This window comes from Herbaspirillum sp. C7C8, assembly GCF_022627875.1.
Lineage (GTDB): Bacteria > Pseudomonadota > Gammaproteobacteria > Burkholderiales > Burkholderiaceae_D > Herbaspirillum.
On record NZ_JABXGG010000001.1, the window covers coordinates 293,409 to 306,131 of the forward strand.

Annotated in this window: 8 protein-coding genes; 4 read left to right on the forward strand and 4 right to left on the reverse strand. The window is 62.7% G+C overall.

All coding sequences use genetic code 11. The features are described from left to right. Positions 1-47: 47 nt before the first annotated feature. From HWE01_RS01345 to gyrA, 4 genes are all read right to left on the reverse strand, one after another. Complete coding sequence (locus HWE01_RS01345; protein WP_241820900.1) at positions 48-935, reverse strand: prephenate dehydrogenase; 888 nt, start codon at positions 933-935, stop codon at positions 48-50. A gap of 39 nt (positions 936-974) precedes the next feature. After that, positions 975-2,048 (reverse strand): prephenate dehydratase, encoded by a 1,074-nt coding sequence (gene pheA, locus HWE01_RS01350; RefSeq protein ID WP_241820901.1) that lies wholly within the window; start codon positions 2,046-2,048, stop codon positions 975-977. 128 nt (positions 2,049-2,176) lie between these two features. Continuing rightward, on the reverse strand, positions 2,177-3,289 hold the full coding sequence (serC, locus tag HWE01_RS01355) for a 3-phosphoserine/phosphohydroxythreonine transaminase (protein ID WP_241820902.1): 1,113 nt from the start codon (positions 3,287-3,289) through the stop codon (positions 2,177-2,179). Positions 3,290-3,347: 58 nt separating this feature from the next. Then, positions 3,348-5,993: a DNA gyrase subunit A gene (gene gyrA, locus HWE01_RS01360; RefSeq protein ID WP_241820903.1), complete on the reverse strand. Its 2,646-nt coding sequence runs from the start codon at positions 5,991-5,993 to the stop codon at positions 3,348-3,350. Positions 5,994-6,734: 741 nt separating this feature from the next. Between gyrA and ompA the strand changes: the two genes are divergently transcribed. The 4 genes from ompA to HWE01_RS01380 all read left to right on the forward strand — a co-directional run bounded on the left by ompA (position 6,735) and on the right by HWE01_RS01380 (position 12,580). Beyond that, the gene (gene ompA / locus HWE01_RS01365; protein ID WP_008331561.1) at positions 6,735-7,346 is read left to right on the forward strand and encodes an outer membrane protein OmpA; all 612 of its coding nucleotides are present in this window, start codon (positions 6,735-6,737) and stop codon (positions 7,344-7,346) included. A 169-nt stretch (positions 7,347-7,515) separates the two neighbouring features. Beyond that, complete coding sequence (gene ubiG / locus HWE01_RS01370; RefSeq protein ID WP_008331562.1) at positions 7,516-8,232, forward strand: bifunctional 2-polyprenyl-6-hydroxyphenol methylase/3-demethylubiquinol 3-O-methyltransferase UbiG; 717 nt, start codon at positions 7,516-7,518, stop codon at positions 8,230-8,232. A gap of 95 nt (positions 8,233-8,327) precedes the next feature. After that, positions 8,328-8,984 (forward strand): HAD family hydrolase, encoded by a 657-nt coding sequence (locus tag HWE01_RS01375; protein WP_241820904.1) that lies wholly within the window; start codon positions 8,328-8,330, stop codon positions 8,982-8,984. Between the two features lie 194 nt (positions 8,985-9,178). Further along, a complete protein-coding gene (locus HWE01_RS01380) occupies positions 9,179-12,580 on the forward strand; it encodes a DUF748 domain-containing protein (RefSeq protein WP_241820905.1) in 3,402 nt (1,133 codons plus the stop codon). The last annotated feature ends 143 nt before the right edge of the window (positions 12,581-12,723 follow it).

Sequence of the window (12,723 nt, forward strand, 5' to 3'; positions counted from 1 at the left end):
AATCCGGCCGCCCAGGCGGCCTTGGTGATGGGCTCTGGAAGAAATATTCAGTTGGTCTTGCGCTCAGCCGCTTCGATGGCTGCGGCCCATTGCTGGCGGGCATGCTGGGCGCTGGCATAGACCTTTTCGATGGCGGCGCCATCGCTGGCGGCAATCATCGCGCGAATACCCTGCAATTGCACCAGATAGGCATCGACCTCGGTGAGCAAGGCATCACGGTTGGCCAGCGTGATGTCGCGCCACATCTCCGGCGAGGAAGCGGCAATTCGGGTGAAATCGCGAAAACCGCTGGCAGCGTACTGGAACAGCGTGTCGGCATGCGGCTTGGCGGCGATGTCATCCACCAGCGCGAAGGCCAGCACGTGCGGCAGATGGCTCACCGAGGCAAAGACCGCATCATGCTCCTGCGGCGAGAGCCGATGGATGATCGCGCCACAGGCACGCCAGGCTTGCGCCACGGTCTCGACGTCGGCGCCACTATTCTCGGGCAAGGCGGTGATGACCACCTTCTTGCCTTCATACAATTCCGCCAGGGCCGCTTCCGGCCCATGCTTTTCGCGTCCGGCAATCGGATGGGCCGGGACGAACTGGCCAATCCGTTCACCCAGTGCCTTGCGGGCGGCAGCGACCACATCGCTCTTGGTACTGCCGGCGTCGGTGACGATGGCCTGGGGATAGAGGTGCGGACGGATGGCGGCCAGGATGGCTTCGGTCTGCGCGACCGGCGCGGCCACCAAAATCAGGTCGGCGCCCGGCACGGCGGTGGCCGCATCGGTGGCGATGGTATCGATGATGCCCAGCTCGCGCGCCCGTTCCAGGCTGGCCAGCGAGCGGCCCACGCCGACGAAGTGATCGGCCTGGCCGGCACGGCGCAGCGCCAGGGCGAACGAGCCGCCGATCAAGCCCACGCCGAAGATGACGACTTTCTTGAACACGTTGAATTCAGCCTTCAAAGGTGGCAGGACGGCAGGCGCTCACAGGCCCAGCGGATAAGAGCCCAGCAGCTTGAAGAAGGCCGCATTCTGGCGCAGCTCTTCCAGCGCCCTGGCAACCTTTTCATCCTGCTCATGGCCTTCGAGGTCGACGTAGAAATAATATTCCCACGCGCCCATGCGGGCCGGGCGCGACTCGAAGCGCGTCATCGACACGCCATGGCGCGCCAGCGGGGCCAGCAGGTTGTAGACCGCACCGGCCTTGTTGGGCACCGACAGCACGATGGAAGTCTGGTCGCGGCCCGACGGTGCCGTGCGCAAACGGCCGATCACCGCAAAGCGGGTGCGATTGTGCGGATCATCCTGGATATGGGCATTGACCGTCTGCAGGTTGTACTTCTGGCCGGCGATTTCGCCGGCGATGGCCGCCACGCTTTTATCTTCACCTGCCATGCGCGCGGCCTCGGCGTTGGAGGCCACCGCCTGGCGCTCGATGGCAGGATAATTCATATTGAGCCAGGCATTGCACTGGGCGAGGGCCTGCGAGTGGGCGCAGATGCGGGTGATGCCGTCCATGTTGCCGCTGGCGGTCATCAGGCTGTGATGCACGGGGATGGCCACTTCGCCGCTGATGGTCAGCGTAGTCTGCAGCAGCAGATCCAGGGTGCGATTGATCACGCCTTCGGAGGAATTCTCGATGGGTACCACGCCGAAATCGGCGGTACCGGCTTCGGCATCGCGGAACACTTCATCAATCGATACACACGGCAAGCCTTCGATGGCGTGACCGAACTGCTGGTACACCGCCTGTTCGCTGAAGGTACCTTCGGGGCCGAGGTAAGCCACCACCACACGCTTTTCCAGCGCGCGGCAGGCCGACATCACTTCGCGGAAGATGGTCTGGATATCGGTGCCCAGCAAGGGGCCGGGATTGCGGTCGGCGGCGCGGCGCAGCACCTGGGCTTCGCGCTCGGGGCGAAACACCGGGGCATTGGTCTCGGCCTTGACGTGGCCCACTTCCTGCGCGACGCGGGCGCGCTGGTTCAGCAGGTCGAGGATCTGCGCATCGATGGCATCAATCTTCTGGCGCAGGGGTAGCAACTTGTCGTCACTCATCTTGCTCTTTCAGGTGTTGCACGGCGCGCGGGCACTACGAGCGGCCGGCGGCGCACCGGGCATGGCGTTGGCTTGGCGCACGGCCACGGCCTGCACTGCGCGGGCGCTGCGCCCGGCCAGATGCGGCCTCAACCGTGCTGCTGTTCGAAGTCTTTCAGATAATCGACGAGAGCCTGTACGCCCTCGATCGGCATCGCGTTGTAGATCGATGCACGCATGCCGCCGACCGACTTGTGGCCTTTCAGCTGCAGCAGGCCGCGCTCTTTGGCGCCGGCCAGGAAGGTGTCATTGAGCGACTCATCGCGCAGGAAGAACGGCACGTTCATGCGGGAACGGCAATCCGCTGCGATCCGGTTGCTGTAGAAATCGGTGCTGTCCAGGTAGCCGTAGAGCAGCCCGGCCTTGGCGATGTTGCGCGCTTCCAGCGCGGCCACGCCACCCTGGCGCTTGATCCACTGGAACACCAGACCGGCGATGTAGATCGCGTAGGTCGGCGGGGTGTTGTACATGGAATCGTTGTCGGCCACGATCTTCCAGTCGAAGGCCGAGGGACAGAACGGCAGCGCGTGACCCAGCAGGTCTTCGCGCACGATGACGATGGTCACGCCAGCCGGGCCGATGTTCTTCTGCGCGCCACCATAGATGACGCCGTATTTGGACACATCCACCTCGCGCGAGAGGATGTGCGAGGACATGTCCGCCACCAGAGGTGCACCGTCGGTATCGGCCGCGACCTCGGGCGTGTACTGGTATTCGACGCCGTCGATGGTCTCGTTGCTGCAGATGTGCACGTAGGCGGCATTGCGCGAGAGCTTCCAGTCGGCACGTGCCGGGATGCTGGAGAACTTGCAGTCGGCCGAGGAGGCCGCCACGTTCACGGTGCAGTAACGCCCTGCTTCCTTGATCGACTTGGTCGACCAGGAACCGGTGTTGATGTAATCGGCCAAACCGGCTTCATGCTTGCCCGCCGGCGAACGCAGCGCCGCCAGGTTCATCGGGATGATGGCGTTCTCGGCAATGGCCCCGCCTTGCAGGAACAGCACCTTGTAGTTGGAAGGAATGTTCATCAGCGCGCGCACGTCAGCCAGCGCGGCTTCGATGATGGACATGTATTCCTTGCCGCGATGGCTCATCTCCATGACCGACATGCCACTGCCATGCCAGTCCAGCATCTCGTCGGCTGCCTGTTGCAGCACTTCCTTGGGCAATACCGCCGGACCGGCGGAAAAGTTATAGACCATGTCTGCGTTCGCCATCAAAAAAGGCGGCAGGCGCTTGGCCCACCGCCTTGAACTTGCTTTACTCGCCAGCGGCAGGTGTTTCGCCGCCGGCAGCCTCGGTACCTTCGCTCTCGATCGCGTCTTCCACATCGGACTCGACCACGCGCTGCAGGCCGGACAGCTTGGTGCCGTCTTCCACTGCAATCAGGGTCACGCCCTGGGTCGCGCGGCCCATCTCGCGAATCTCCGAGACACGGGTGCGGATCAGGACACCGCCGGTGGTGATCAGCATGATCTCATCGGTGGAATCGACCAGGGTCGCGGCCACGACCTTGCCGTTGCGCTCGCTGGTCTGGATGGCGATCATGCCCTTGGTGCCGCGACCGTGACGGGTGTATTCGGTGATCGGAGTACGCTTGCCGAAGCCGTTTTCGGTGGCGGTGAGCACGGACTGCTGTTCATTCTCGGCCACCAGCAGGGCGATGACCTGCTGGGTTTCTTCCAGGTTCATGCCGCGCACGCCACGGGCGGTACGGCCCATCGGACGCACGTCGTTTTCATCGAAGCGCACGGCCTTGCCGCCGTCGGAGAACAGCATCACGTCATGCGCGCCATCGGTCAGGGCGGCACCGATCAGGAAGTCGCCTTCATCCAGATCGACCGCGATGATGCCGGCCTTGCGCGGATTGGAGAAGTCCGACAGCGGGGTCTTCTTGACCGTGCCCAGGCTGGTGGCCATGAAGACGTAGCGGTCGTCCGGGAAACTGCGATTGGCGCCCGACACCGGCAGGATCACCGTGATCTTCTCGCCATCCTGCAGCGGGAACATGTTGACGATGGGCTTGCCGCGCGAATTGCGCGAGCCCTGCGGGACTTCCCAGACCTTCAGCCAGTACAGGCGGCCGCGATTGGAGAAGCACAGGATGTAGTCGTGCGTATTGGCGATGAAGAGCTGGTCGATCCAGTCGTCATCCTTGGTGGCCATGGCCTGCTTGCCGCGACCGCCACGCTTTTGCGCGCGGTATTCAGAAACCGGCTGCGACTTCATGTAACCGGTGTGCGACAGCGTGACCACCATGTCTTGCGGGGTGATCAGGTCTTCGGTAGCCAGGTCGGTGGCGTTGTGCTCGATGGTGGAGCGGCGCTCGTCCTTGGCACCAATGCCGTAGTCGTTGCGGGCGGCGTTGAGTTCGTCGGTGATGATGGCGGTCACGCGGGCCGGCTTGGAGAGGATATCCAGCAGGTCGGCGATCTGCGCCATCACGTCCTTGTATTCATTGACGATCTTGTCCTGCTCCAGGCCGGTCAGGCGTTGCAGACGCATCTGCAGGATTTCCTGGGCCTGTTCGTCGGAGAGCTTGTAGAGACCATCGGACTGGATGCCGTAATGGGCCGGCAGGCTTTCCGGACGGAAGGCTTCGATGCCGCCCGGGTTACCTTCGCCGGTGCGGGCCAGCATCTCGCGCACCATGGACGAATCCCAGGCGCGGTTCATCAGTTCGGCCTTGGCGATCGGCGGGGTCGGTGCGGCGCGGATGATGGCGATGAAGTCATCGATGTTGGCCAGCGCAACAGCCAGGCCTTCGAGCACGTGGCCGCGTTCGCGCGCCTTGCGCAGTTCGAACACGGTGCGGCGGGTGACCACTTCGCGGCGATGCGAGAGGAAGCATTCCAGCAGCTGCTTCAGGTTCAACAGGCGCGGCTGACCATCGACCAGCGCCACCATGTTCATGCCGAAGGTGTCTTGCAGCTGGGTCTGCTTGTAGAGGTTGTTGAGCACAACCTCGGGCACTTCACCGCGCTTCAATTCGATGACCACGCGCATGCCCGACTTGTCGGACTCGTCGCGCAGGTCGGAGATGCCTTCGAGCTTCTTGTCGCGCACCAGCTCGGCGATGCGTTCCAGCAGCGCCTTCTTGTTGACCTGGTAAGGCAGCTCATCGACGATGATGGCGATGCGGCCTTCGCGGCCATATTCCTCGAAGTGGGTCTTGGCGCGCATGACCACGCGACCGCGGCCGGTGCGGTAACCATCGCGCACGCCCGAGACGCCATAGATGATGCCGCCGGTGGGGAAGTCCGGCGCCGGCACCAGTTCGATCAGTTCATCGATGGTGCAGTGTTCGTTGGCCAGCAGGTGCAGCGCGCCGTTGATCACCTCGGTGATGTTGTGCGGCGGGATGTTGGTGGCCATGCCCACGGCGATGCCGGAGGAGCCGTTGACCAGCAGGTTGGGAATACGCGTGGGCAGGACCGAGGGTTCCTTTTCCTTGCCGTCGTAGTTGGGCACGAAATCGACGGTTTCCTTTTCGATGTCGGCCAGCAATTCGTTGGAGATCTTGTCCAGGCGGCACTCGGTGTAACGCATCGCGGCCGCACCGTCGCCGTCGATGGAACCGAAGTTGCCCTGGCCATCGACCAGGGTGTAGCGCAGCGAGAAGTCCTGGGCCATGCGCACCAGGGTGTCATAGATGGAGGCGTCACCGTGCGGGTGATATTTACCCATGACTTCACCGACCACGCGCGCGCACTTCACGAACGGGCGGTTCCAGACATTGTTCATCTCGTGCATCGCATACAGCACGCGGCGGTGCACCGGCTTCAAGCCATCGCGCACATCCGGCAGTGCCCGACCCACGATCACGCTCATGGCGTAATCGAGGTAACTCTTGCGCATCTCTTCTTCGAGGGAAATGGGGATGGTTTCTTTAGCGAATTGATCCATTGGAGAGTCGAAAGATGTTTCCCGGCCAGAAAATCATGCCGGGCGGGCGTGGCCCTTGGACTGATCAGAACAGCACATTCTAGCACGCCAGGAGGGTCAAAAGCCCGTCAAAGGCCCTCATCGCCCCGGCAACGGCATGCTTCGCGATGGCAGCCGGTCCGGTGCCCACTATCACCGCATGCGCCGCAAAGCTCCTCCCAGCGCCTGAGAGCGACCAAACAGGGGGCCGAGCGCCTATATATATTAGAGCGCCCGAATTCAGCGACCAGCATTGCCACCCGGCATCGAATGCTTCTCCGCCGTGGATTGCTGTCAAATGGCCAATTTGGGGAAATTTTCCGAAACTCACTTTCCCGGTGCACGCCATCGGGAGAAAACCCGCGCGCCGGGAGGCACGATGCCGCGGAGAAAATGGCAACTACTTGCCCGAGTGAAAATGCGCGAACTGTATGAAAAATAAGGATTTTCTCTAAAAAATCCGGCTTTTTTCTGCCTTAAAGGAACAAAAACGGGCCAAAAATATCGCGTTGCGAAGAAACAACACAGTCCCAAAAACGTTGTCTGGACCAATTGGCAAGCATCGCTGAAGGTCGATCCGTGTGGCAGAATGGCGGCTAAGTTCATTACTAGCCCCATGGAACAAGGGCCGGTGACGACCTGAACACATGATATTATTCATTTTTTGATGTCGTAATCTTGTAGCGCAGTTTATCTGCGGATATCTCACCCGAGAGGAGAAACATGAACAAATTAGCAAAACTCGTCTTCGCTGCTGCGTCCGCAGCCATCGCACTGTCTGCCACCGCTCAGGAAACCAAGGACATCAAGGTTCGTCCCGGCAGCCTGTACCTGCAAGATGGCCGTGACGTCGTGACCCGCAGCGGTTACGGTCTGTGCTGGCAAACCGCTTACGTGAACGGTCCGTGCGAAGAACCGCCCGCACCGGCTCCGGTTGCCGCTGCTGTTGCTCCGAAGCCCGCTCCGGCTGCTGCTCCGACCTCGGAAAAAGTCACCTACGCTGCTGACGCCTTCTTCGATTTCGACAAGGCAACCCTGAAGCCGGCTGGCAAGGCCAAGCTGGACGAACTGGTTGGCAACCTGAAGGCCATCAACCTGGAAGTCATCATCGCCGTCGGCCACACCGACTCGATCGGTTCCGTCGCCTACAACCAGAAGCTGTCGGTTCGTCGTGCTGAATCCGTCAAGGCTTACCTGGTTTCCAAGGGCGTTGAAGCCAACCGTGTCTACACCGAAGGCAAGGGCAAGTCGCAACCGGTCGCTGACAACAAGACCGCTGCTGGCCGCGCCAAGAACCGTCGCGTGGAAATCGAAGTTGTGGGTACCCGCAAGTAATCGATTGACGCTACAAGCAGTCATGAAAACCCCGCTTCGGCGGGGTTTTTTTATTCCTGATGCGTTTGCGCGTCATGTACGGACAAGCCTCGCCTTGTCCCGCAATTGCGGCCGATGTTGATCTGGCCCAGGCCACCCGCAGCGTCGGATTGGGCTATCATTAGGCCCCATGAACACGACCAATGCGACCATGAACGCCGATCCCCAAGAGATCCAGAAATTCAGTGAACTGGCCCATCGCTGGTGGGACCCGGGTTCCGAATTCCGTCCCCTGCACGAAATCAACCCGCTGCGCCTGGAGTGGATCAACGCCCGTGCACCGCTGGCCGGCAAGAAGGTGATCGACATCGGCTGCGGCGGCGGCATCCTGGCTGAATCGATGGCCAGGAAAGGCGCCGACGTCACCGGCATCGACCTCTCCGACAAGGCGCTGAAAGTGGCCGACCTGCACAGCATGGAGTCCGGCGTACAAGTGCGCTACGAGAAGATCGCCGCCGAAGACATGGCCGCGCGCGAAGCCGGCCAGTATGACGTGGTGACCTGCATGGAGATGCTGGAACACGTACCTGATCCGGCCGCCATCGTGCGTGCTGCGGCCACCCTGGCCAAGCCGGGCGGCAAGCTGTTCTTCTCCACCCTGAACCGCAACATGAAGTCTTACGTCATGGCCATCATCGGTGCCGAATACGTGCTGCGCCTGCTGCCCAAGGGCACGCATGACTACGCCAAGTTCATCACCCCGGCCGAGCTGGCGCACTACACGCGCGAGGCCGGCCTGCAGATCGACGGCTTCAAGGGCATGGGCTACAACCCGCTGACCAAGATCTATTCGCTCAACGACGACACCAGCGTGAACTACCTGGTGGCCTGTACCAAACTGGGCTGAGCGAGCGTTCGCGCCCCCGCCTGCCTGCTCTCGTCGTGCTCACATCGCCGCAGCCATCGGCTGCGGCGCTTTTCTTCCTGCCACTCTGACCGCCCATGCCACTCCGCCCTCCCCGCGCGATCCTGTTTGACCTCGACGGCACACTTGCCGATACCGCTCCCGACCTGGCGGCCGCCGCCAACTTCCTGCGCCAGCAACGTGGCCTGGAAAATGCCCCCTATGAAAGTTTGCGCCCGGTGGCCTCAGCCGGTGCCCGTGGACTCATCGGTGCAGCGCTGGGCATCCATCCGGGCGATGCGGAATATGAAGATTTGCGCCTACTTTTCCTGGACCGCTACCAGGCCAACATGAGCACCCACAGCCGTCTCTTCGATGGCATCCCGGAGTTGCTGAGCCAACTGGAAGCGCGCGGCATCGCCTGGGGCATCGTCACCAACAAGGCCGCGCGCCTGACCGACGTACTGGCCCCGCAGATCGGCCTGGGCCATGCCGGCTGCACCGTCTCCGGCGACACCACCCCGCATCCCAAGCCGCACCCGGCACCGTTGCTGGAAGCCGCCAAGCGCCTGGGACTGGCGCCCGAGGATTGCTGGTACGTCGGCGACGACCTGCGCGACATCCAGGCCGGCCGTGCCGCCAACATGCCCACCATCGCCGCCGCCTGGGGCTATTGCGGGCACACCGAACCCGCTGCCTGGCAAGCGGACGCGCTGCTGCATGCACCGCTGGACATCCTCACCCTGCTGGACTGATTCCCCTGCCAGTCTTGCCTGACGCGCCCGGAAACTTGGGCGCGTCTTTTCCCTCCTAGCAGTGCCATGTCGCCTCGCATTAGAATGGCGACAACCCCGGCGCACGCCGCAGCATCGCCTACCATCACAACCAGAACCGGCCACCGGCGCACACACGGCGCCAGCACGGACCGGCACCGACAAGGGAAACCGTCATGAGCAAGCCGGACCGCGCCTCTCTCACCCAGCATCCCGCCTGGCATCGGATGAGACGTCCGCTGCGCTGGGTCGGCTGGACGCTGGTTGTCCTGCTGGGCCTGGCCGCGCTGAGCTGGGCTGCCCTGCCCGCACTGGTGCGCAAGATCGCTGTCGACCAGACCCAGGCGCAACTGGGTCGCAGGCTGGAGATTGGCGAGATCGCCTTCAATCCCTTCAAGCTGGCGCTGCGCGCCTCGGACATCACCCTCTATGAAGCCGATGGCAAGCAGCCCTTCTTCAGTGCCAAGGGCTTGCTGGCCGACCTGTCCGCCGCCTCGCTGCTGCGCATGGCGCCGGTGCTGGACGAAATCAGGCTGAGTACGCCGCAACTGCACGTGGTGCGGGTGGATGCGCACGGCATTGGCCACTACAACTTCTCCGACATCCTCGACCGCCTGGCGGCCCAACCCAAGAGCGAAGGCCAGGCGCACTTTTCGCTGGCCAACGTGCAACTGCAGGACGGGCAGATCCGCTTCGAGGACAAGGTCAGTGGCAAGAACATCGACATCGCCGCGCTGCAAGTGGGCCTGCCCTTCATCTCCAACCTGCCCGGCAACATCGACAGCTTCGTGCAGCCGCAATTGTCGGCCACCGTCAATGGCACCCCGCTGCACCTGAAGGGTCGCAGCAAACCCTTCACCTCGACGCAGGAATCGACCTTCGCCATCGACATCGACCGGCTGGACCTGGTGAGCTACCTGCCATTCGTTCCCGCCGAATTGCCGGTGCTGATCCAGAGTGCCAAGCTCAGTACCCGGCTGGACCTGGGCTTCACCCGCAAGGATGACAAGCCGACCGTCACACTGGCCGGCGAGGTCCGGATGGAGGACCTTTCTCTACAGGACAAGGCGCATGCGCCCCTGTTCAAGGCCAAGTCGCTGGCGCTGCAGATAAAGCAGTTCGACGTCCTGGCCGCCAGTGGTGAACTGAGCCAGCTCACGCTGGAGCAAGCGCAGGTCTGGGCCGGCATGAACGCGCGCGGCGAGATCAACTGGCAGCGTGCGCTGGCAGATGGCCAGACCGGTGCCCGCAGCACCTCCAGACAAGCGAGCGCCCCTTCTCCCGCCGCCACTGCGAAGCAGCCGGCTTCCCCCATCGTGCTGCAGCAACTGACCGTGCAGGATGGCGAAGTCAACTGGCGCGATGAAGCCAATGCCTCGCCGGCTCAGGCCATCAAGCTGAGCAAGATCGATATCAACGCCACCCAACTTTCCACCGCTGCCGATGCCAAGCCGGCCCGCTTGACGCTGTCCGCCGTCGAGAACGGCCGTGGCAAGCTGGCCTTCGATGGCCAGGTCCAGGCCATGACGGCCAGCGTTGCCGGCAAGATCACGCTGGAGAACATCGACCTGGCGGGCTACCGTAATTACCTTGCCCGTGCGCCCATCAGTGGACTGGCGGGCCGGCTCTCCGGCCAGACCACGCTGCAACTGCAGCATGGCCATCTGCAGCTCGACGACAGCAAGGTGCAGTTGGCCGACCTGCGCCTGACTCCTCCCGGCAAGGGCGCGCAGCCACTGGCTCTGCAATCGCTGTCGCTGCAGGCGCCCAGGCTGACCGATACGCTGGACCAGGCGATTCCCTTCAAGCTGCAGGCACGCTTTGAGAAGACCGGTAGCGTCGAACTGACCGGCCAGGCCGCCGCGCATTTCAAGCACGTGGCACTGGAACTGGAGATCAAGGACCTGCCCATTACGCCCTTCCAGCACTATTTCAGCGATGTACTCAATGTCTCCATCAGCAGCGGCCTGGCCAGTGCCCGGGGCAAGCTGGAAGTGACGCCGCCGCTGGAGGATCGCAAGCTGGCACTGGACTACAAGGGCAGCGCCGCCATCACCAACCTGCGCATGCAGGACAAGCTGACCTCCACCGACTTCCTGCGCTGGCGCACACTGGAACTGGCCGGTATCGAGGCCCGACTGGGCGGGCGTACGCAGGTGAAGCTGGAGAAGGCAAGGCTGTCCAACTTCTACGCGCGCGCCATCCTCTCTGAAAAAGGTCGCCTGAACCTGCAGGACATCGTGGTGGCCGACGCCCGGGAACAGGGTTCGATCACCGATGACAGCAAGAAGGCTGGCAAGGACGACACACCGTCCGGTACAGCAAGCACGCGCAAGACTACCTCCGCCAACCCGGTCACCGCCGCCGCGTCGGCGGATGCGCCGCTGGTGCGTATCGGCCAGGTGGTGCTGGACGGCGGCAACATCAACTACACCGACAACTTCGTCAAACCCAACTACACTGCCAACATGACCGGACTGGCCGGCAGCATCGGCCAGATCGCCTCGGACAAGCCGCAGCCGGCACCGGTGAACATCACCGGCAAGATCGACAACGATGCCCCGCTGCAGATTTCTGGCTCGCTCAATCCGCTCTTCAAGCCCATGTACCTGGATCTCAAGGCCAGTGCCAACGGCGTGCAACTGCCGCGCCTGACGCCCTACTCGGCCAAGTACGCCGGCTATCCGATCACCAAGGGCAAGCTCTCGATGGATGTGCATTACACGATCGAGAACGACAAGCTGGTCGCGCAGAACGATCTGCGCATCGAACAGCTGAGCTTCGGCGAGCGGGTCGACAGTCCGGATGCCACCAGCCTGCCGGTGATGCTGGCGGTGTCCTTGCTCAAGGATCGCGATGGCAACATCAACCTGAACCTGCCGATTTCGGGCTCGCTGTCGGACCCGCAGTTTTCGGTGGGCGGCATCATCGTGCGGGTGTTCGTGAACCTGATCGTCAAGGCTGTCACCTCGCCCTTCGCGCTGATCGGTTCGATGTTCCGTGCTGACGAGCACATTGGCGAACTGCGCTACATCGAGTTCTCGCCCGGCTCCTCGGAAGTCACCGACGAAGTGCGCAAGAAGCTCGATGCACTGGGCTATGTTCTGCATGAGCGCCCCGGCATCAAGCTCGACATCACGGGTCGTGTCGATCCCAAGGTCGATGACCAGGGTCTGCGCCGTGAAGGGCTGGAACGTGCGATGCGCAGTCTCAAGCGGGCCGACCTGATCGCCAGGGAAGGACAGCCGTCCGGCCCGGTGCGCATCAGTGCGGCCGAGCGTGCCAAGTACCTGGAACGCGTCTACAAGGACAGCAAGTTCGACAAGCCGCGCAACATGATCGGATTGCTCAAGAGCCTGCCCGAAGCCGAGATGGAAAAGATGATCCTGGAACACACCGAAGTGACCCAGGATGACTTGCGCAAGCTGGCGCAGCGCCGGGCTGACCAGGTGCGAAATTATTTACAGGAGCAGAGCGTGATCGAACCTGCGCGCATCTTTCTGATTGCCCCCAAGCTGGACGGCGCCGGCATCCCGGACAAGGAGCCCAAGGCACGGGTCGATCTGACGATACAGTGAGCAAAGGCTGCGCAGGCGGGCCTTGAAAAGCCGCACGCTGCCCATACAGTAGGGAGTAGGTTATAATCAGCCTCCCGCTGCCAAAGCGGGGGCCTCTTCAGGAAATGCTGCGAGGGGCCAGCGTAATACGCAAGTTCACGCGC